General features: G+C 71.4%; 20 protein-coding genes. 8 read left to right on the top strand and 12 right to left on the bottom strand.

Features of this window, described 5'->3' with window-relative positions; genetic code table 11:
• Nucleotides 1-29 precede the first annotated feature (29 nt).
• From AC5P09_RS28410 to AC5P09_RS28380, 7 genes are all read right to left on the bottom strand, one after another.
• Nucleotides 30-1,097, bottom strand: a complete 1,068-nt coding sequence (locus AC5P09_RS28410) for an MCE family protein (RefSeq protein WP_493876605.1) — start codon at nt 1,095-1,097, stop codon at nt 30-32.
• A complete protein-coding gene (locus AC5P09_RS28405) occupies nt 1,094-2,329 on the bottom strand; it encodes an MCE family protein (RefSeq protein ID WP_493876604.1) in 1,236 nt (411 codons plus the stop codon). Before AC5P09_RS28405 ends, AC5P09_RS28410 begins: the two co-directional genes overlap by 4 nt.
• 5 nt (nt 2,330-2,334) lie before the next feature.
• Complete coding sequence (locus AC5P09_RS28400; RefSeq protein WP_266449844.1) at nt 2,335-3,138, bottom strand: MlaE family ABC transporter permease; 804 nt, start codon at nt 3,136-3,138, stop codon at nt 2,335-2,337.
• A 3-nt stretch (nt 3,139-3,141) separates the two neighbouring features.
• On the bottom strand, nt 3,142-3,912 hold the full coding sequence (locus AC5P09_RS28395) for an MlaE family ABC transporter permease (protein WP_493876603.1): 771 nt from the start codon (nt 3,910-3,912) through the stop codon (nt 3,142-3,144).
• Nucleotides 3,909-4,856, bottom strand: coding sequence for an ABC transporter ATP-binding protein (locus tag AC5P09_RS28390; protein WP_493876602.1), 948 nt, complete (start codon nt 4,854-4,856; stop codon nt 3,909-3,911). The genes AC5P09_RS28395 and AC5P09_RS28390 overlap by 4 nt, the downstream gene beginning before the upstream one ends.
• A gap of 109 nt (nt 4,857-4,965) precedes the next feature.
• Entirely contained in the window at nt 4,966-6,042 is a 1,077-nt protein-coding gene (locus AC5P09_RS28385) for an RNA polymerase sigma factor (protein ID WP_493876601.1), read from the bottom strand.
• A 548-nt stretch (nt 6,043-6,590) separates the two neighbouring features.
• Nucleotides 6,591-7,565 (bottom strand): lytic transglycosylase domain-containing protein, encoded by a 975-nt coding sequence (locus AC5P09_RS28380; RefSeq protein WP_493876600.1) that lies wholly within the window; start codon nt 7,563-7,565, stop codon nt 6,591-6,593.
• A gap of 184 nt (nt 7,566-7,749) precedes the next feature.
• On the opposite strand from AC5P09_RS28380, the gene AC5P09_RS28375 reads away from it, so the two are divergent.
• The 7 genes from AC5P09_RS28375 to AC5P09_RS28345 all read left to right on the top strand — a co-directional run bounded on the left by AC5P09_RS28375 (nt 7,750) and on the right by AC5P09_RS28345 (nt 13,537).
• Nucleotides 7,750-8,046 carry a YkoF family thiamine-binding protein gene (locus AC5P09_RS28375; RefSeq protein ID WP_493876599.1) on the top strand — a complete coding sequence of 99 codons (297 nt, stop codon included), beginning with the start codon at nt 7,750-7,752 and terminating at the stop codon, nt 8,044-8,046.
• Entirely contained in the window at nt 8,043-8,411 is a 369-nt protein-coding gene (locus AC5P09_RS28370) for a helix-turn-helix domain-containing protein (RefSeq protein ID WP_493876598.1), read from the top strand. The genes AC5P09_RS28375 and AC5P09_RS28370 overlap by 4 nt, the downstream gene beginning before the upstream one ends.
• Nucleotides 8,412-8,555: 144 nt before the next feature.
• The gene (gene uraD / locus AC5P09_RS28365) at nt 8,556-9,065 is read left to right on the top strand and encodes a 2-oxo-4-hydroxy-4-carboxy-5-ureidoimidazoline decarboxylase (RefSeq protein WP_493876597.1); all 510 of its coding nucleotides are present in this window, start codon (nt 8,556-8,558) and stop codon (nt 9,063-9,065) included.
• A gap of 15 nt (nt 9,066-9,080) precedes the next feature.
• Nucleotides 9,081-9,479, top strand: a complete 399-nt coding sequence (uraH, locus tag AC5P09_RS28360; protein WP_493876596.1) for a hydroxyisourate hydrolase — start codon at nt 9,081-9,083, stop codon at nt 9,477-9,479.
• A 6-nt stretch (nt 9,480-9,485) separates the two neighbouring features.
• Nucleotides 9,486-10,415 carry a factor-independent urate hydroxylase gene (pucL, locus tag AC5P09_RS28355; protein WP_493876595.1) on the top strand — a complete coding sequence of 310 codons (930 nt, stop codon included), beginning with the start codon at nt 9,486-9,488 and terminating at the stop codon, nt 10,413-10,415.
• A 134-nt stretch (nt 10,416-10,549) separates the two neighbouring features.
• Nucleotides 10,550-11,929, top strand: a complete 1,380-nt coding sequence (locus AC5P09_RS28350; protein ID WP_493876594.1) for an 8-oxoguanine deaminase — start codon at nt 10,550-10,552, stop codon at nt 11,927-11,929.
• A 225-nt stretch (nt 11,930-12,154) separates the two neighbouring features.
• Complete coding sequence (locus tag AC5P09_RS28345) at nt 12,155-13,537, top strand: nucleobase:cation symporter-2 family protein (RefSeq protein WP_493876593.1); 1,383 nt, start codon at nt 12,155-12,157, stop codon at nt 13,535-13,537.
• Nucleotides 13,538-13,543: 6 nt separating this feature from the next.
• Here the strand turns inward: AC5P09_RS28345 and AC5P09_RS28340 are convergent, their stop codons facing one another.
• Complete coding sequence (locus AC5P09_RS28340; protein WP_493876592.1) at nt 13,544-14,341, bottom strand: helix-turn-helix domain-containing protein; 798 nt, start codon at nt 14,339-14,341, stop codon at nt 13,544-13,546.
• Between the two features lie 96 nt (nt 14,342-14,437).
• Here AC5P09_RS28340 and AC5P09_RS28335 point away from each other — a divergent pair, with 96 nt between their 5' ends.
• Nucleotides 14,438-15,292 carry an NAD(P)H-binding protein gene (locus AC5P09_RS28335; protein WP_493876591.1) on the top strand — a complete coding sequence of 285 codons (855 nt, stop codon included), beginning with the start codon at nt 14,438-14,440 and terminating at the stop codon, nt 15,290-15,292.
• Between the two features lie 82 nt (nt 15,293-15,374).
• Here AC5P09_RS28335 and AC5P09_RS28330 read toward each other — a convergent pair whose 3' ends face one another.
• The 4 genes from AC5P09_RS28330 to helR all read right to left on the bottom strand — a co-directional run bounded on the left by AC5P09_RS28330 (nt 15,375) and on the right by helR (nt 19,486).
• Entirely contained in the window at nt 15,375-15,797 is a 423-nt protein-coding gene (locus AC5P09_RS28330; protein ID WP_493876590.1) for an acyl-CoA thioesterase, read from the bottom strand.
• 66 nt (nt 15,798-15,863) lie between these two features.
• The gene (locus AC5P09_RS28325; RefSeq protein ID WP_493876589.1) at nt 15,864-16,496 is read right to left on the bottom strand and encodes a hypothetical protein; all 633 of its coding nucleotides are present in this window, start codon (nt 16,494-16,496) and stop codon (nt 15,864-15,866) included.
• 82 nt (nt 16,497-16,578) lie between these two features.
• Complete coding sequence (locus AC5P09_RS28320) at nt 16,579-17,178, bottom strand: histidine phosphatase family protein (RefSeq protein WP_345567459.1); 600 nt, start codon at nt 17,176-17,178, stop codon at nt 16,579-16,581.
• A gap of 103 nt (nt 17,179-17,281) precedes the next feature.
• Nucleotides 17,282-19,486 carry an RNA polymerase recycling motor ATPase HelR gene (gene helR, locus AC5P09_RS28315; protein ID WP_493876588.1) on the bottom strand — a complete coding sequence of 735 codons (2,205 nt, stop codon included), beginning with the start codon at nt 19,484-19,486 and terminating at the stop codon, nt 17,282-17,284.
• Nucleotides 19,487-19,528 lie beyond the last annotated feature (42 nt).

Here is a 19,528-nt window from a genome sequence, read left to right as displayed (position 1 = left end):
CCGCGCCCTGCGCGAAAGGCTGCGCTGCGTCATGCGCCGCACCTCGCCCTCGCCACGTGCAGGTCGGGAGTGAGTACCTCCCGCGTCTTCGGCAGCACGATCCGGCCGTCGAAGTCGCAGAGGTAGAAGTTGAACCACGAGCCGTAGGACGCCGTCCCCGTCAGCTCGTTCAGCTTGTTCGGCAGCCGCTTCAGCACGCCCTCCACCGTCTTCTCGTTGTCGTTCAGCGTTCCGGTGAGATCGGTCAGCTCGGCGATGTCGTCCTTGAGCGGCGGACGCGCGTCCTTCAGCAGCCCCGACGTGGCCTCGGTCAGGTCGCCGATGCTCACCAGCGACTCCCCGATGGGCTTACGGTCGGCGGACAGCCCCGAGATCACCCGGCGCAGCTGCTTGAGCAGCCCGGAGAAGCGGCCGCCGCGCTTGTCGAGGGTCTCCAGCACGGTGTTGAGGTTGTCGACCACCGAACCGATCAGCTGGTCGCGGCCGGCCAGCGTCGTGGTGAGCGAAGCCGTGTGCGCGAGCAGGCTGTTGACGGTTCCGCCCTCGCCCTGCAGCGTCCGAATGATCTCGGTGGCCAGCTGGTTGACGTCCTTCGGACTGAGCGCGGCGAACAGCGGCTTGAAGCCGTTCAGCAGCGCGTTGAGGTCCAGCGCCGGCTGGGTGCGGGACAGCGGGATGGTGGCGCCGGGCTTCAGCCGGGTGCCGTCGCCCGCGCCCTCGGTCAGGGCGACGTACCGCTGTCCGACCAGGTTCCGGTAGCGGATGACCGCGCCCGTGCCGGTGAGCAGGGGCCGGTCCTCACTGACCGTGAAGGTGATCTCCGCCAGCGTCCGGTCCTTGATCCGGATGCCCTCGACCTCGCCGACCCGCACCCCGGCCACCCGGATGTCGTCGCCCTCCTCCAGGCCGGTGACGTCGCTGAACACCGCGCGATACCGGTGCTCGGGGGTGAGGGAGATGTTCACGATGGTGGCGGCCAGCAGGGCCGTGGCCAGGACGGTCACCACGGCGAACAGGCTGAACTTGATCAGCGGGGCAGCGGTCTGCCGGGCTGAGCTCTGCCGGACTGAGGTCTGCCGGGCTGAGGTGCTCCTCATGCGACGCTCACCGCCGTCCCGCGCGCCATCGGCCCGAACAGGAGTGTCGCGACCGGCGGCACCTCGTCGGCGGGCACGCCCAGGACGGGCGCCACGAGCGATCCGACGGCACGCTGCTCGGCCCGGGTGGCGGACACACCGGGCGGCCCGGCTGAACTCCCCTTCTTCGAACCGTCGTCGAGATGGGCACCCGGCGCCGGTACCGGCGGACCGGGCAGATCACGGCAGTCGGGCCCGGACCGCTCGTCGTAGCGGGGCTCCTCACCGGGCTCGTACGCCCCCTGCTGCCGGACGACCTCCAGCGTGATGTGCATCTTGCCGCCCCGGAACGCCTGCTCGGAGGCCTCCTCCTGACGGACCAGGCCGGCGAGGAGGCAGGGGTACTCGGGGGAGTAGCGGGCGAAGAGGGCGAGGGTGGGGCGGGAGACCCGGCCCAGGGTGATGAGCCGGTCGCCGTTCGCGTCGAGGAAGTCGTCCGCGGTGCCGGCGACGGTGGCGGTCGTGGTGAGGGCGGACGCGAGCCGGTCCCGCTCCTCGACCAGGGTGCGGCTGGTGGTCACGGTGTTGCGCAGGATCTCCATCAGGTCGGGCGCCGCGTCGCCGTAGACCTCGGCGACGTCGGCGAAGCGGGCGATGTCCTCTCGCAGGGACGGCAGGTGCGGATTGAGGCGGCGCAGGTAGGCCTCCACGCGGGTGAGGTTGTCGCCGATCCGGTCGCCACGCCCCTCCAGGGCGGTGGCGAACGCGGAGAGCGTGGCGTTGAGCTTGCCGGGCTGCACGGTCCGCAGCAGCGGCAGCAGGTCGTTCATCAACTGCTGGAGCTCGATGCCGACGCGGGTGCGGTCCTGGGTGATGACGTCCCCGGCGCGAATGGGCCGGCCCGATGAGCCGCGCGGTGCGACCAGGTCGACGTACTTCTCGCCGAACAGCGTCTTGGGCAGCAGGCGTGCGTGCACGTCGGACGGGATGTGCGCGACGTACTTCGGCTTCAGCGCGATGTCGAGCGTCGCCTTCGTCCCGTCGGCGCGCACCTCACGCACCTCGCCGACCAGCAGCCCGCGCAGCTTGACGTCCGCGCGCGGATCGAGCTGGTTGCCGAGGCTGTCGGCCTCCAGGGTGATCCGCACGACCGGCGTGAACGCCTGCCGGTAGACGGCGACGGACAGCGACAGCAACAGAGCCAGCACGGCGAGGAACACCACGCCGTACAACCGCAGTCTCACCACTCTCATACGGCTCACCCCGCAATCCGTACGGTCGTGCTGGCGCCCCAGATCGCCAGCGAGAGGAAGAAGTCCAGGACGTTGATCGCGACGATCGACGTCCGCACCGCGCGGCCCACCGCGACGCCCACGCCCGCCGGGCCGCCGCTCGCGTAGTAGCCGTAGAAGCAGTGCACCAGGATGATCAGGACGGCGAAGACGAGCACCTTCCCGAAGGACCACAGCACGTCGACCGGCGGCAGATACTGCGCGAAGTAGTGGTCGTAGGTGCCCGCCGACTGCCCGTAGTAGCCGGTGGTGATGGTGCGGGCGGCGAGGTACGAGGACAGCAGGCCGACCACGTACAGCGGGACCACGGCGACGAACCCGGCGATCATCCGGGTGGTCACCAGGAACGGCAGCGAGGGCACGCCCATGACTTCGAGGGCGTCCGTCTCCTCGCTGATCCGCATCGCGCCGAGCTGCGCGGTGAACCCGGCGCCGACCGTCGCGGACAGGGCGAGCCCGGCCACCAGCGGCGCGATCTCCCGGGTGTTGAAGTACGCCGACAGGAACGCCACGAAGTTGGAGGTGCCGAGCTGGTTGAGCGCGGCGTACCCCTGCAGGCCCACCTCCGTGCCGGTGAAGAAGGAGAGGAAGGCGATGACACCGACCGTGCCGCCCACGACGGCGAGGGCGCCGCGGCCGAAGCTCACCTCGGCGAGCAGCCGAAGGATCTCCTTCTTGTAGCGGCGCAGGGTGCGGCCGGTCCACGCCAACGACCGCCCGTAGAAGGACAGTTGGGCGCCCAGCTCCTCCAGGCCTTTCAACAGCGCCATGCCTCAGCCCCTCTGGGGAACGACTTGGAAGTACACGGCGGTCATCACGAAGTTCGTCACGAACAGCAACATGAAGGTGATCACCACCGACTGGTTCACGGCGTCGCCCACACCCTTGGGGCCGCCCTTCGCCGTCAGTCCCTTGTACGAGGCGACGATCGCCGCGATCGCCCCGAACACCAGCGCCTTGATCTCCGCCGCCCACAGGTCGGACAGCTGGGCGAGCGTGGTGAAGGAGGCGAGATAGGCGCCCGGAGTGCCGTTCTGCAGGACGACGTTGAAGAAGTAGCCGCCCGCGACGCCGACCACCGACACCAGCCCGTTGAGCAGCACCGCCACCAGCATCGACGCCAGAACCCGCGGCACGACCAGCCGGTGGATGGGATCGATGCCCAGCACCTGCATCGCGTCGATCTCCTCGCGGATCTTCCGCGCCCCGAGGTCCGCGCAGATCGCCGTGCCGCCGGCGCCCGCGATCAGCAGCGCGGTGACGATCGGCGAGGCCTCCCGCAGCACCGCGAGCACCGAGGCGGCCCCCGCGAAGGACTGGGCGCCGAGCTGCCGGGTCAGACTGCCGATCTGCAGGGCGATGACCGCTCCGAAGGGGATGGACACGAGGGCCGTCGGCAGGATGGTGACGCTCGCGATGAACCAGGCCTGCTGGATGAACTCCCTTGCCTGGAAGGGACGTCGGGGGATGGTCCGGACGACGTCCAGCGCCATCGCCAAGAGGCTTCCCGTGTGCCGCAGCGCTCCGGTCGGGGACAGGCTCATGCGTCGGCCACCTCCTTTCGGTGCGGCGCCGCCTCCCGGTGCAGCGCCGCTTCCCGGTCGGCGATCGCCTGCCATCGGGGCGGTCGGGTGATGCCCGGCCCCGGCAGCAGGCGGGGAGTCAGAGCCTGGGCGGGTGCCGGGTCGACGAGTTGGGCGAGCTCCTGCTCGACCTGGGCGGCGTCCTTCTCCTCCGCCATGCCGATCGGGCCCTGCATCCGGCCGTTCAGGAACTGCCGTACGACGGGCTCGTCGCTGGTCAGCAGCTGTTCGCGCGGCCCGAACATGACCAGCTCGCGCCGGAACAGCAAGCCGATGTTGTCCGGCACCTGGCGGGCGGAGGCGATGTCGTGCGTGACGATCAGGAAGGTGGCGTCGATCTGGGCGTTGAGGTCGACGATGAGCTGGTTGAGATACGCGACGCGCACGGGGTCGAGGCCCGAGTCGGGCTCGTCGAAGAGGATGATCTCCGGGTCGAGGACGAGGGCCCGGGCCAGCCCGGCCCGCTTGCGCATCCCGCCGGAGATCTCGCCGGGCAGCTTGTCCTCGGAGCCGATCAGCCCGACCATGTCCATCTTCTCCAGCACGATGCGCCGGATCTCGCTCTCCGACTTGCGGGTGTGCTCGCGCAGCGGGAAGGCGATGTTGTCGTACAGGTTCATCGAGCCGAACAGCGCGCCGTCCTGGAACAGCACGCCGAAGAGCTTCCGCACCTCGTACAGGTCGTGCTCGCGGAGCTTCGTGATGTCCCGGCCCTGGATCGTGATCGAGCCGCGCTCCGGCTTCAGCAGTCCGACGAGCGTCTTGAGGAACACCGACTTGCCCGTGCCCGAGGGGCCGAGCATGACCGAGACCTCCCCGGCGGGCATGGTCAGCGAGACGTCCTGCCAGATGACCTGGTGACCGAAGGACTTGGTCAGCCCTTCCACACAGATCTCGACACCCATCCGGTCCACCCTTCGGCCCCTGGAGCAGCTCTGACATCTGCTCTACGGGGAGGGACGGGGCGTCCGTCGCTGCGGGGTGGAATTTTTTTTCGAGCGGGTCCGCCCCGGTCTAGGGGAGCGGGCTCGGGGTGGGCGCGTCGATCGAGGGCGGGGGCGGCGTCGGTACGTCGGCGGAGCCCGGGATCGTGGAAACGGCGGGCTCGACCGGTACGGCCGCCTCGTCGGGTGTGTCCGGCAGCTCCGGGACGCCGGACACGCTCGGTATCCCGGACACGCTCGGTATCCCGGGCAGCCGCGGGATCTCTGGAACATCCGGTGCCGACAGCTCGGGCAGCGGCGAAAGAGCGACCTCCGGCAGGGGTGGCACCGACAGGGGGACGAGCGACCCCTCACCGGCCGACAGGGGTGCCGCCCCCGGCCCGGGAGTCGGCGTCGCATCCGCGCCCTTCCGCGCGTCCGGAGCCTCGGCCCGTCCGGAGCCGTCGGGCCGCAGTGCCTCCGCAGGGCCCGACACGGCGGGCCGTGGAGCCGACCCCTGTCCGTCCGCGTCGTACGCGTACGGCAGGACGAGCCCGGCCACCGCCAGCGTCGCCGCCGTCGAGGCGGCCGCCACGGCCTGTGCCTTCCCACCCGCGCGAGGCTGTCCCCGCCCGATGAGGAACAGGACGAAGCCGAGCGTCGCCGCCAGCGAGTTCCGCAGCGTCCGCCGGGCCCGGGCCAGCAACGACTCGACGGTCCGGTAACTCAGCCCCATCCGGACGGCGACCTGCCCGACGTCGAGGTCCTCGGACCTCAGCCGCAGCGCCTCCGCCTGGCGGGCGGGCAGCTCCCCGCTGCGCACGGCCAGCCACTTGGCCTCGGCCCGGTCGCACACCACCTCTTCGACGGGCACCGGTCCGGGTGCGATCAGCGTCGGACTGGCGCGGACCTCGGCCTCGCGGTTGACCTGCCGGTAGCGGTCCACGCACAGCCGCATCGTCACCGTCGTCAGCCAGGCCGCGAGCCGCTCCTCGTCCAGGCCGGGGCGCTCCGCGGCACGCAGCATCGCCTCGTGCACGGCGTCCTCGGCGTCCTCGAGGCTCATCGACCTGCGCCGGGCCACCCTGAGCAGGTGCTCGCGATGGCTCCACATGCGCTGCCAACGGTCGTCGTCCGTCTGCGCCTCGGCAGGCATGTCCGTCGCCATGAGGGCCCCTTCGCGCTCGCCCGCCGGTCCGTGCCGTCCGGCGGATGGCGAGATTACCGCCCGGTAGCCGCGGTTGTGGAGGGGGAGGCGGGCATCGAGTCCCCGCTGTTACAGGACGGCTGTCGCAGGTCAGCTGTCGCTGGTCAGCGGATCGCCGCCGGGCAGCAGGGCGTCGGCGGGCAGTTTGGCGTCCGCCCTGGGCGCGGACGGCAGCGGCTCCTGCGTCCCTTTGGTCCTGGCCGCCGGACGGGGTGGGGCGGGCGTCGGTGGGGCCGGGGGGACGGGGTGCCGGATGGGGTGGCGCTCGGATCCCCGCTGGTACAGGACGGCTGTCGCAGGTCACCCGTGCCTGGTCAGCGGATCGCTGCCGGGCAGCAGGGCGTCGGCGGGCAGTTCGATGTCCGCCTCGGGCGCGGATGGCAGCGGCTCCTGCGTCACCTCGGTCCTGGCCGCCGGACGGGGTGGGGCGGGCGTCGGTGGGGCCGGGGGACGGGGTGCCGGATGGGGTGGCGCTCGGATCCCCGCTGGTACAGGACGGCTGTCGCAGGTCAGCCGTGCCTGGTCAGCGGATCGCTGCCGGGCAGCAGGGCGTCGGCGGGCAGTTCGATGTCCGCCCCGGGCGCGGACGGCAGCGGCTCCTGCGTCACTTCGGTCCCGGCCGCCGGACGGGGTGGGGCAGGCGTGGGTGAGGCCGGCGCCGACGGGGTGCCGGACGGGGTGGCGCTCGGACGAGTGGGAGAGGCGGGCCGGGCGGACGGTGTCGGGGCGGGCTTCGGCGTGGTGGCCGGTCGCGACGCCTCCGGGCGGGCGGAGGCCTCGGCGGCGCCGTCCGGCACCACCCGATGGCCTTCCAGGAAGTACGCGTACCAGGCCCTGACCGTGCGCAGATAAGCCTGCGAGTGGTTGTAGCCGAGGATCGCCGCGTCCAGGTCGCCCAAGACCGACAGGTCCGCTCCGCCCGCACACAGATAGCGACCGGCGGCGAGCGCCGCGTCGAAGACGTTGCCCGGGTCGGCCCGCCCGTCGCCGTTGCCGTCCGCGCCCCAGCGGGCCCAGGTCGACGGGATGAACTGCATCGGACCGACCGCGCGGTCGTACACCGTGTCCCCGTCGTGGGCGCCGCCGTCGGTGTCCCGGATCAGGGCGAACGCGCCGCCGTCCAGGCGCGGTCCGAGGATCTGCGGCACGGCCGTACCGTCCGCGGTCACCCGGCCGCCCCCGGCCTGCCCGGACTCCACCTGGCCGATCGCGGCCAGCAGCTGCCATCGCAGGTGACAGCCGGGCGCCTCGCTCGCCAGCCGGGCCTCGGCCCTCCGATAGGCCAGGAACACGCTCGCCGGCAGCGCGGCGCCCACCGTCCGCGCCCGCGTCGCCTCCTCCCGGGTCCGCAGCGGCGGCAGCGCCGTGCGGTACGGGGCGTCGCCGGACACGCTCGGCCCGTGTGCGGCGGGCGTCCGCGGCGCGGGGGCCAGGGCCCGTGCCTGACTCGCCCCCGGTGCCTGGGACGCGGTCAGCGCCGCCATCGCCGCCGCCGCGATCGCCGTACCTCTGACGCCTCTGACTCTGTGCCCTGTCGCGTCGTGTTCCCCTCCCGGTGGACTCTCGTCGTCTGCTCTACGCGGCAGCGCGGCGGGTCCGTCGCCCGGATCCCGGATCCCGGATCCGGCGGGCTGCCCGAGAATCCGTGCAGCGCGTTAGGTTGTGCGCGTGCGATTGAGAGTGGAGTTCACGACCGAGCCCTTCGACCTCGACGAGGCACCGGCGCATGCTCTGGTGGCCCGCGAGGTCATCGAGGCGGCCGAGCTGGACGCGGTGGACGTCGGTCCCTTCGGCAACACGGCGGAGGGCGGCGCCGACGTCGTACTGGCCGCCGTGGACGCCCTGCTGCGCCGGACCCTGGAGTCCGGCGCCACCCGGATCTCGCTCCAGCTCAATGTGATCGGCGAGAGCGGGATCGGCGAGAGCGGGATCGGCGAGAGCGGGATCGGGGAGGTCGGCAAGTGACCGGCGTCGGCGACGAGCCCTTCATCACGGCCGTGAAGCCGCTGGTCGACGCGATGGGCGGCGAGCTGCTCCCGCCGGACGAGGCCGGCCCCGACGACGTCGTGCTCGCCTGGGAGGGCGCCGACGTCGTCGCCGTACGCCTGCCCCAGCTCGCCGACTCCCTCGACCACATCCTGGTCGCCATGGAGCGCAAGAAGGGCAAGCCCCTCGCAGACCTGGACCGCAAGGCCAAGCAGGAGGTCGTGCGCATACTGGAGGCGCGCGGCGCCTTCTCCGTACGGCACGGCGTGGAGACCGTGGCGAGCGCCCTCGGGGTGAGCCGCTTCACGGTCTATAACTACCTCAACCGCGAGAAAGAGGGCTGAGCGGGGCCCTCCGGTTCCGGCCCAGGTTCCGGCCCAGCTTCGTAACCCGGAATTTTCAACAAACTGTTGACGTCGTCTTCCGGAGGGCGTTAGCTAGCGGCAGCCCGTTCAGTACGAAGGCCGCCCGCGGCCACGGAGGCTCCCGTGACGTCGACATCCACGCCCCCGGGCCTGGCCCGGTTCAACGCCCTGGAGGAGCACGCGGCCTTCGCCGCGCTCCACGAGGCGTGCGCCTCCACGGCATGGGCCGAGCGGCTGCTCGCCGCCCGCCCCTACGCCACCCCCGACGACCTCTACGCCACCAGTGACGCCGCGATGGCCGACCTGAGCGCCGCGGACCTCGCCGAGGCCATGGCTGGGCACCCGCCGATCGGCCGCCCGAAGCCGGGCGACCCGACCTCGGCGCGGGAACAACGCGGCATGGCCGGCGTCTCCGAGGAGCTCAAGGCGGAGATGCTGGAGCTGAACCTGGCGTACCAGGAGAAGTTCGGCCACGTCTTCCTGATCTGCGCCACCGGCCGGACCGGCGAGCAGATGCGCGACGCGGTCAAGGAGCGGATCGGCAACGCGCCGGAGCAGGAGAGGGAGATCGTCCGCACCGAGCTGGGCAAGATCAACCGTATCCGGCTCGCCCGCATCGTCGGAGAAGACTGAAGAGGACGCCTGACCATGAGTACCAGCACCACCGCCTCGGTGTCGACGCACATTCTCGACACCAGCGTCGGCCGCCCCGCCGAGGGAGTCGCCGTCCAGCTCTCCGCCCGCCCCGGGCGCCATGCGGACTGGCAGGCGCTCGGCGGCTCCGCGACCGACGCGCACGGGCGGTGCAAGGACCTGCCGGCGCTGCCGGAGGGCACCACACACGTACGGCTCGACTTCGCCGTGGAGGCGTATTTCGAGCGTTCCGAGAACAAGCAAGCCGATGCGCAGCAGGACGCCCCCGCGAATCGGGACAGCGATGCGTTTTTTCCAGAGGTAGCGATCACCTTCGCCGTCAAGCCCGGCGAGCACTACCACGTACCGCTGCTGCTCAACCCGTTCGGCTACTCCGTTTACCGAGGGAGCTAGCAGACCATGACAGACAATTCCCGCCCTGCCCGCCCTGCGATCCTGGGACAGAACCAGTACGGCAAGGCCGAGAACCGAGTCGTGAAGATCACGCGGGACGGCGCCACCCACCACATCAAGGACCTGAACGTGTCCGTGTCGCTCTCCGGCGACATGGACGAGGTCCACTACTCCGGCTCGAACGCCAACGTGCTGCCGACGGACACCACCAAGAACACGGTGTACGCGTTCGCCAAGGAGCACGGCATCGAGTCCGCCGAGCAGTTCGGCATCCACCTGGCCCGGCACTTCGTCACGAGCCAGGAGCCGATCAGGACGGCCCGCATCCGTATCGAGGAATACGCCTGGGAGCGGATCGAGCATTCCGGGAAGGGAGCACACTCCTTCGTCCGCAAGGGCCAGGAGACCCGGCTGACCCAGATCACCTACGACGGCGAGTCGTGGGAGGTCGTCTCGGGCCTCAAGGACCTCGTCGTGATGAACTCGACCGACTCCGAGTTCTGGGGCTACGTCAAGGACAAGTACACGACGCTTCCCGAGGCGTACGACCGTGTCCTGGCCACCCAGGTCTCCGCCCGTTGGCGCTTCAACTGGTCCGACGACGCGCAGGAGATGCCCCACTGGGAGCAGTCCTACGAGCAGGTGAAGAAGGACATGCTCCAGGCCTTCGCCGAGACGTACTCGCTGTCGCTCCAGCAGACCCTGTACCAGATGGGCGCGCGGATCATCGACAGCCGCAGCGAGATCGACGAGGTCCGCTTCTCGCTCCCGAACAAGCACCACTTCCTGGTGGACCTGGAGCCGTTCGGGCTGAAGAACGCCACCGAGGACGGTGCGGTGTACTTCGCCGCCGACCGCCCGTACGGCCTGATCGAGGCGACCGTCCTGCGGGACGGCTGCGAGGCGAAGATCCCCGTGGACGTCACCAACCTCTGACCTCACCAACCTCTCAGCAACCCCCCTTTGCGGCACCCGCGGCCGGAGAGCCCGTCTCCCGGCCGCGGCACTCAAATCTCCCAGGGTCCTGCCGTGCCCTCTTCCCCCAGTCCACTGAGCGAAAAGGACGCATCATGGCAGCAGACCGGCGCATCGTCATCGAGAACTGTTCGATCGCGACCGTCGACGCCCACGACACCGAGTACGCGAGCGGATACGTCGTCGTCGCCGGCAACCGCATCGAGTCGCTCGGCGCGGGCAGGGCCCCCGAGGGCCTGGAGAACGTCGACCGCCGTATCGACGCCACCGGCCACCTGGTGACTCCGGGCCTGGTCAACACGCACCACCACTACTACCAGTGGATCACCCGTGGCCTGGCCACCGACCACAACCTCTTCAACTGGCTCGTCGCGCTGTACCCGACCTGGGCGCGCATCGACGAGCAGATGGTCCGGGCGGCCGCCGAGGGCTCCCTCGCGATGATGGCCCGCGGCGGTGTCACCACCGCCATGGACCACCACTACGTCTTCCCGCACGGCTCCGGCGACCTGTCCGGCGCGATCATCGGCGTCGCCCGCGAGATGGGCGTCCGCTTCACCCTCGCCCGCGGCTCCATGGACCGCAGCGAGAAGGACGGCGGCCTGCCCCCGGACTTCGCCGTCGAGACCCTTGAAGGCGCCCTCGCCGCGACCGAGGAGACCGTGCGGCAGCACCATGACACATCCTTCGACGCGATGACCCAGGTGGCCGTGGCACCCTGCTCGCCGTTCTCCGTGTCGACCGAACTGCTCAAGCAGGGAGCCGAGTTGGCCCGGCGTCTCGGCGTACGACTGCACACCCACGGCTCGGAGACCGTGGAGGAGGAGCAGTTCTGCAAGGAACTGTTCGGCATGGGCCCGACCGACTACTTCGAGTCCACCGGCTGGCTCGGCGAGGACGTGTGGATGGCGCACTGCGTCCACATGAACGACTCCGACATCGCCGCCTTCGCCCGTACGAAGACCGGTGTCGCCCACTGCCCCTCGTCCAACGCGCGACTGGCCGCAGGTATCGCCCGCGTCCCCGACATGCTGGCCGCCGGCGTCCCGGTCGGCCTCGGCGTCGACGGCACGGCCTCCAACGAGTCCGGCGAACTCCACACCGAACTGCGCAACGCCCTCCTCGTCAACCGCCTCGGCGCCCACCGCGAGGCCGCCCTGAACGCCCGTCAGGCCCTGCGCCTGGGGACGTACGGCGGCGCCCAAGTCCTGGGCCGCGCAACCGAGATCGGCTCCCTGGAGCCCGGCAAGCTCGCCGACCTGGTGCTGTGGAAGCTCGACACGCTGGCCCACGCCTCCATCGCCGACCCGGTGACCGCGCTGGTCTTCGGCGCGGCGGCCCCGGTCAGCGCCTCCTTCGTGAACGGCCGCCAGATCGTCGAGAACAACCGGCTGCTCACCGCCGACGAGGACGCGATCGCCCGCTCCACGCGGGCCGAGGCCCAGCGCCTGGCGCGGATCGCCGCGCAGGGCTGACCAGGTGAAGATCTCCGGTCGAGGGGGACGGCCCTCGACCGGTGGCCGTGGACCCGAGCGGGGTCCATGGCGGCCGTCTCCGGGGCGCCCATGGACGTGTGCGCCCCGGAACGGCCTCCGTTGCCCCCTGTGAGGGGCTCCGTCCCCCTCGGTCCCGCACGACCGCGCACCACCTCCATGAAACCCGCGTCAGAGCCGACGTGTCACCCGCCCGGAGGAGCCGCCGTGACCGCCCACCCCGTCGACGAGAAACTGCCCGCACTCAAGATGGCCACCACGGGCCTGCAACACGTTGCCGCCATGTACGCGGGAGTCGTCGCCCCGCCCCTGATCGTCGGCGCGGCCATCGGCCTGACCGGCACCGAACTCACCTTCCTCACCGGCGCCTGTCTGTTCACGGCGGGCCTCGCCACCTTCCTCCAGACGCTCGGCATCTGGAAGATCGGCGCCCGGCTGCCCTTCGTCAACGGCGTCACCTTCGCCGGGGTCGCCCCCATGACCGCGGTCGTCGCCGCCACCGAGGACAAGTCCGACGCCCTGCCGATCATCTTCGGCGCGGTCATCGTCGCCGGACTCCTCGGCTTCATAGCGGCCCCGTTCTTCAGCAAGGCGGTCCGCTTCTTCCCGCCGGTCGTCACCGGCACGGTGATCACGCTGATCGGCGTCTCGCTGCTGCCGGTCGCCTTCGGCTGGGCGCAGGGTCCCGATCCCGCGGCCGACGACTACGGCTCGATCACCTATCTCGGCCTGGCGGGCGCAACTCTCCTGATCGTGTTGCTTCTTCGCCGCTTCACCCGCGGCTTCGTCAAGCAGATCGCCGTCCTGCTCGGCCTGGTCGTCGGCACGCTCGTTGCTGTCCCGTTCGGCGTCACGGACTTCGGTCCGGTCGCGGACGCGGACATCGTCGGCTTCCCGACCCCGTTCCACTTCGGGGCACCGCAGTTCCAGCTCGCCGCGATCCTCTCCATGTGCGTGGTGATGGTGGTCTCGATGACCGAATCGACCGCGGACATGCTGGCGCTGGGCGAGATCGTCGAGCGGCCGGCGGACGAGAAGACCATCGCGGCCGGACTGCGCGCCGACACCCTCGGCTCGGCGATCAGCCCGCTCTTCAACGGCTTCATGTGCAGCGCCTTCGCGCAGAACATCGGCCTGGTCGCCATGACGCGCATCCGCAGCCGGTACGTCGTCGCCACCGGCGGCGGCTTCCTGGTGCTGATGGGCCTGTGCCCGGTCGCCGCCTCGCTGATCGCGGTCGTACCGCGCCCGGTGCTCGGCGGGGCGGGCGTCGTCCTCTTCGGCTCGGTCGCGGCCAGCGGCATCCAGACCCTCGTGCGGGCCGGGTTGGACAGGGACAACAACGTCCTGATCGTGGCCGTCTCCCTCGCCGTCGGCATCATCCCGATCACCGCGCCGGAGTTCTACCACGCCTTCCCGGAGACCGCGAAGATCGTCCTGGACTCGGGCATCTCCACCGGCTGCGTGGCCGCGGTCCTGCTCAACCTGGTCTTCAACCACCTCGGCAGGGACCGGGACGCCCAGGACGTGACCCATCCCATGGAGGCGGGGGAGGAGCTCGCGGGCGCCCGGACGGCCGGGGCGCACTGAGCGTCGTCAGGCCCGCCGGAACGCCTGGCAGGGCTGGGGGTCCGGCAGCCGCCCGGTGAAGTACGACCTCGGTGGCACTCCCATCAGGGTGCGGAAGTCGGACGTCATGTGCGACTGGTCGTAGTAGCCGGTGGCGGCGGCCAGTTCGGCCCAGTCGGCCCGAGGTGCCTCCGTCAGTACATGGCGGAGGCGGTCGATGCGGGCGTAGTGCTTGGGGGAGAGACCGACGCCCTCCGTGAAGAGGTTGCGCAACTGCCGCTCGCTGACGGCGAGTTCCCGGGCCACGTCCTTGACCTGTGCGGGGGCGTGGTCCGGCCGGGTCGACAGGGCGTGGACGGCGGCCCGCAGCAGCCGGGCGCGCGAACGGTCGGCGGCCAACGGGTCGGGGAGCAGCTCCGTGAGATACGCGAGCATCTCCTCCGGCGCCAACTCGACGAGTTTCTTGGACAGTTGACGTGCCGCCCCGGTCGGCAACGCGCCCAGCGGCACGGCCCGCCCGACGAGATCGGCCGCCGGGGTGCCGAGCAACGGGCGTACCGTACCCGGGGCCAGGCTCACCTGGACGCAGGACGCCACCCGCCGGTCCGCCTCCGCGTAGTACGAGGCACGGGTGCGCGGCCCGACCACCAGGGCGTCGCGACGGCCGCCCGCTTCGACCCGTACGACCAACTTCGTCGCCGCGTCCGGCACATGGGCGAACGACGCCGGCAGCTCCTCCCCGGCGCCCACCGACTCGATGCCGGTGATCCAGGGGCGGAGGGCGTCGGGGACGGGTAGGGCGCGGTCGGCGAGGGCATTCGTCACGCTCCTACGGTAGGCGCGCGCCGCACGGTTGCGGGCGCCACAACCGTGCCGGAATTTCCTAGCGACCAGGAGCGGCCGCCCGTCAGCGTTGAGGCCATGATCCTAGTGACCGGTGCCACGGGCACCATCGGCAGTGAAGTCGTACGACAGCTCGCGGCGCGCGGCGAGAAGGTGCGGGCCATGACCCGTGACCCGGCCAAGGCACAGGTACCGGAGGGCGTGGAGGTGGTGCGCGGGGACTTCCTCGACACGAAGTCCGTGACGGCGGCGCTGGCCGGGGCGGCGGCCGTGTTCCTGGTGGCCGTGCTCGGACCGGCGGACGGCGGACGGGACGCCCGGCTGGTCGCGGCGGCGCGGACGGCGGGCGTCCGCCGGATCGTGAATCTCTCCTCCATCGGTACCGGCGACCCGGACTACGGCCCCTTCGGCACCTGGCATCTTCCCGGCGAGGAGGCCCTGCGGGCCGGCGGGTCGGAGTGGACGATCCTGCGGCCGTCGTCCTTCGCCTCGAACACCCTCGGCTGGGCGGAGTCGGTCCACGCGGGTCGGCCCGTGCCCAACATGACCGGAAACGGCCGGCAGGGAGTGGTCGACCCGCGTGACGTGTCCGAGGCGGCCGTCGAGGCGCTGACCGACTCCCGGCACTCCGGGCGGACGTACACGCTGACCGGCCCCGAGGCGATCACCGTCCACGACCAGGCCGCCGCGATCGCCGCCGTCGTGGGACGCCCGGTGGAGACGCTCGACCTCTCGCCGGACCGGATCCGTGAACAGCTGACGGCCTCGGGACTGGACGCGGCGGCCGCGGAGAGCGTCCTGGGCGGCCTCCTCTTCGCCCGCGAGGGCGGCAACGAACTCGTCACGGACGACGTACGGGAGGCGTTGGGGCGTCCGGCGCGGTCCTACCGGGAGTGGGTCGAGGACCACAAGGGAGTCTTCGCCGGGGCCTGACGGACGGAGGCGGCGGGAGCGGGCTCCCCGCCGCCAGAACCGGCTTCGTCAGTCACGGTCGGTGTGAGCCTGCCCGCGGTCCCTACAGCCCGAACAGGCTCGGATCCGACGCCAGCTCCTTGAAGTGCTCCCCCGGCTCCGCCACCAGCCTGCGCTCCTCGAGGTTCATCAGCCCGCCGACCGCGGTGATCTCGGCCGCCACCGTGCCGTCGGTCTTCCGGATGGTCTGCTCGATCCGGAACGTCTTGCCCTCGCCCCAGTCGAAGCGGCAGGTCACCTCGACCTCGTCGCCCGCCAGGAGTTCCCGGCGGTAGCGGATGGTCGTCTCCAGGGACACCGGGCCCACGCCCTTGCCGATGAGGCCCGCCTGGCTGATCCCGGCGGCCTGGAGCAGCGACCAGCGGGCGTGCTCCGCGTAGTTGAGGTAGACACTCTGGTTGAGGTGACCCTGGACGTCCGTCTCGTATCCGCGGACGGTCACCGGGACGGAAAACGGTTCGGTCACGGCTTTCCCTTCTCGTCGTGGACGCTCTGATCCTTGATCTCTGATCCGTCGATCTTGGCATGCTCATCACGTCCGGCGTGGGGACGCCAGCAGATACCGGTCTCTCGTCCGCGGCTCCGTGTGCTCGCCGACCTGCCAGCCCGCTTTCTCCAGCGTGGCCGCGCAGGCCCGCAGCAGCGCGGTGTCCGGCGCGTGCACGGCGACGGCCTCCGGCTGCGGGGTCGCGCGCACCCGGTAGCCCGCCGACTCCCGCCCCGCCGGACGGTGACCCGCCGCCTCCAGGGCGAGCGCGGCGGCCTGCACCAGATGCGCGCGCTCCCAGTCGCACGGCCGGTCCGTCGCACCGTCCCGGTTGGTCATCCGGCGCAGCTCCAGCAGCCCCTGCCAGGCGCTGTGCACCTCGCGGACCCGACCGGGCCCGCTGTCCGCCTCCTCGTCACTGCCGATGCGGGCGGCGAAGACATCGGCGGTCCGCGGCGACCGGATCGCGGGCTCGGCGGCGACGGTCTCCGGCGGCGCCTCCCGTATGCGGTGCCCCGCCGGCGTCAGGAAGTGGTCGTGCGGCGGCCGCGGATGCCGGAAGGCGAGCCCTCGCTTGACCAGTGCCGCGAGCTGCGACTCCGTGCCCTTCAGCCGGCCGGTGACCGGATCGGCGGCGTCGATGACACGCCGCTGCGCGGCGGTGGGCGGTCTGGTCACGGCGTGCTCCTCCCCGGCGAACAGCCTGCTCGAAGGGCTCCCGCACCGCCGCGACCGGCCGCACGATCAGCCCCTTCGAAGACTACGACCCCGGTCTGACATTCCACCCGGCGATCACCGGCCGCCCGTGCTCGGTGCTCAGCCGGCACAGGGTCCCGGTCGCCAGCTGGAACAGCGCCCCGGCCGACGGCGGCAGCCCCAGCCGCCGGGCCGTGAGGACCCGCAGGAAGTGACCGTGCGCCACCAGCACCACGACGCCCTCGGTGTTGGCGAGCGCCGCGTCCACCTTGGCCAGCATCCGGTCGGCCCGTTCACCCACCTGCTCCGGAGTCTCTCCGGGATGGTCGGGCGGCCCGGGCGCGACCCCGTCCGTGAACAGGAACCAGTCCGGCCGGGTGCGCCGGATCTCCACGGTGGTGACGCCCTCGTATCCGCCGTAGTCCCATTCGCGCAGGTCCGTGTCGACCCGTACATCGTGCAGCCCGATGAGCTCGGCGGTCTCCCTGGCCCGTTGCAGCGGGCTGACGAACGCGGCCCCGATCCGGTGCGACCGGATCAGCGGCACCAGGCCGCGCGCCTCCTGCCGCCCGCGCTCGGTCAGCGGGACGTCCGTCGATCCGGTGTGCCGCCCGGACCGCGACCACTCGGTCTCGCCGTGCCGGACGAGGAAGAGATCACCCATGCGTCACAGGCTACGAGCAGCACACGCCGTGTGCGGCCGGACGGCCGGACGGCACTCCACGCGCGGGCGTTCGTCCGGCCGGGGTCAGGAGCTCGTGAGGACGTCACGAGCTCGTGAGGATGACGAGTCGCTGGGTGGCCCGGGTCATCGCGACATACCGGTCGACCGCTGCTTCGATGCCCTCGCCGAACGCCTCCGGGTCGACGAGGACGACCAGGTCGAACTCGAGCCCCTTCGACAGCTCCGGGGTCAGCGACCGGACGCGGGACGACGGCGGCCGGAAGGTGGGATCGCCGATGACGCAGGCGATCCCCTCGGCGTGTGCGGCGAGCCAGGTGTCGAGGATCGAGCTCAGATCCGAAGCGGGCCCGTGGACGACGGGGACGCCGCTGCTGCGGATGGAGGTCGGCACGTTGGCGTCCGGCAGCACGGCCCGGATGACCGGCTCGGCCTCCGCCATGATTTCCTCCGGCGTCCGGTAGTTGATGCTCAGGGAGGCCAGGCTGATCCGGTCGAAGCCGATCCGCTCCAGCCGTTCCTGCCACGACTCGGTGAACCCGTGCCTGGCCTGGGCACGGTCCCCGACGATGGTGAAGCTCCGGGACGGGCACCGGAGCAGCAGCATCTGCCACTGAGCGTCGGTCAGTTCCTGGGCCTCGTCCACGACGATGTGCGCGAACGGGCCGGCGAGCAGATCCGGGTCGGCGGTGGGCAGTTCGGACTCGTCGACCAGGCTGACCCGGGCGTCCGCGCCGCGCAGCATCGTCACCAGGCCTTCGCCGTCGTCACCGTCGGCCCCGGAGTCGGCCGCGGCCTCCAGCAGGTTGTCGACGACCTGCGCCATGCGTTCGCGCTGGGCGGCGAGGACGGCCTCGTGCCGGCGCTTTCGCCGGGCCGCCTCCGGGTCGCCGAGCCGCTGCCGGGCCGCGTCCAGGAGCGGCAGGTCGGACACCGTCCAGGCCTGGGGGCTCTCCCGCTGCAGCTTCCGTACCTCCTCGCGGCCGAGCCAGGGAGCGCACATCCGCAGGTAGGCGGGTACCGACCACAGGTCCCCGACGAGGTCGGCCGCATCGAGGAGCGGCCATGCGCGGTCGAAGGTCGTGAGGAGCTTCCGGTTCTGCCGCAGCGCCCTGCGGAGCAGGTCGTCCGAGACGTCGCCGTCGTGCTTGTCCACCAGGATCGTGAGCAGTTCCTCCCAGACCTGGTCGCGTGCCTCGTTGTGCGGAGTACCGGGTGCCGATTCGAACGCCACGGCCCAGTCGTCGGCGCCCAGCGGGATGTCGGACCACGGGGTCGTGACCGTCATCGCCTCGGTGGGCGGCTCCTCGTAGAACCTGACGGCCCTCTCGATCGCCTTCACCAGGTCCGCGGACGACTTCAGGAGCGCCACCTCCGGGTCGGTCTCGACCGCCGCCGAGGCTCCCTCGGTGACGAGGTCCCGCAGGGTGCAGGTCTGCACGCCCTCCTCTCCGAGGCTGGGGAGGACGTCGGCGACGTAGGCCAGGTAGGGCCGGTGCGGACCGACGAACAGCACACCGCCCCGACGATGGCCGAGGCGGGGGTCGGAGTGGAGGAGGTAGGCGGAGCGGTGCAGGGCGACGACGGTCTTGCCCGTACCCGGTCCGCCGTCGACGACGAGGGCGCCGCGGGAACCCGCGCGGATGATGGCGTCCTGGTCGGCCTGGATGGTGCCGAGCACGTCCCGCATCCGGGGCGACCGGTTGCTGCCCAGGCTGGCGATGAAGGCGGACTGGTCGTCGAGCGCGGCGTGCCCGGCGAACCCGTCCGCGGTGAACACCTCGTCCCAGTAGTCGCTGATCCGGGTGGGGGTCCCCCCGCTCGAGCGAAGCCGAGAGTGGGGGAGGGTCCAGCGATACCTGCGGCGGCTGGCCAGACCCATCGGGTTGGCGTGAGTGGCCCCGAAGAACGGCTCGGCCGCGGGCGAGCGCCAGTCGAGCAGCAGCCGACGGCCCGCGCTGTCCGTCAGACCGAGTCGTCCGATGTACACCGGCTCGGGGTCGTCCGCACCGACCATGTGCCCGAGGCACAGGTCCAGACCGAAGCGGCGCAGTGCGCGCAGGCGAGCGGTCAGCCGGTGGATCTCCGTGTCCCGGTCCATCGCCTGCCGGCCCATGCCGCCGGGCGCCCTGCGCTGGGCGTCGAGACTGTCGGACAGTTCGGCGATCGTCTGCTCGAGGCACTCCGCGATGGCCGCGAAGTGCTGCTCGTCGCCGGCGATCAGTGTCGGGTCGGCCTTGGGGGAGAGGTGGTCGGGAAGGTCGAACACGCTGGTGGTCAGCGGTTTCACGTCATCGGCTCCGATCTGGGGTCGCTCGCGATCACGGCGTGC

Source organism: Streptomyces sp. a15 (assembly GCF_059026085.1).
This window is presented reverse-complemented; position numbering and strand designations above follow the sequence as displayed.

What these genes read in the sequence shown, in the direction of transcription:
- AC5P09_RS28380 (WP_493876600.1), bottom strand. Translation starts at nt 7,565, where the DNA reads ATGGCGGCGCTGACCGCGTCCCAGGCACCGGGGGCGAGTCAGGCACGG.
- pucL (WP_493876595.1), top strand. Translation starts at nt 9,486, where the DNA reads ATGACAGACAATTCCCGCCCTGCCCGCCCTGCGATCCTGGGACAGAAC.
- uraH (WP_493876596.1), top strand. Translation starts at nt 9,081, where the DNA reads ATGAGTACCAGCACCACCGCCTCGGTGTCGACGCACATTCTCGACACC.
- AC5P09_RS28385 (WP_493876601.1), bottom strand. Translation starts at nt 6,042, where the DNA reads ATGGCGACGGACATGCCTGCCGAGGCGCAGACGGACGACGACCGTTGG.
- AC5P09_RS28410 (WP_493876605.1), bottom strand. Translation starts at nt 1,097, where the DNA reads ATGAGGAGCACCTCAGCCCGGCAGACCTCAGTCCGGCAGAGCTCAGCC.
- AC5P09_RS28320 (WP_345567459.1), bottom strand. Translation starts at nt 17,178, where the DNA reads ATGGGTGATCTCTTCCTCGTCCGGCACGGCGAGACCGAGTGGTCGCGG.
- AC5P09_RS28335 (WP_493876591.1), top strand. Translation starts at nt 14,438, where the DNA reads ATGATCCTAGTGACCGGTGCCACGGGCACCATCGGCAGTGAAGTCGTA.
- AC5P09_RS28405 (WP_493876604.1), bottom strand. Translation starts at nt 2,329, where the DNA reads ATGAGAGTGGTGAGACTGCGGTTGTACGGCGTGGTGTTCCTCGCCGTG.
- AC5P09_RS28400 (WP_266449844.1), bottom strand. Translation starts at nt 3,138, where the DNA reads ATGGCGCTGTTGAAAGGCCTGGAGGAGCTGGGCGCCCAACTGTCCTTC.
- AC5P09_RS28395 (WP_493876603.1), bottom strand. Translation starts at nt 3,912, where the DNA reads ATGAGCCTGTCCCCGACCGGAGCGCTGCGGCACACGGGAAGCCTCTTG.
- AC5P09_RS28350 (WP_493876594.1), top strand. Translation starts at nt 10,550, where the DNA reads ATGGCAGCAGACCGGCGCATCGTCATCGAGAACTGTTCGATCGCGACC.
- AC5P09_RS28390 (WP_493876602.1), bottom strand. Translation starts at nt 4,856, where the DNA reads ATGGGTGTCGAGATCTGTGTGGAAGGGCTGACCAAGTCCTTCGGTCAC.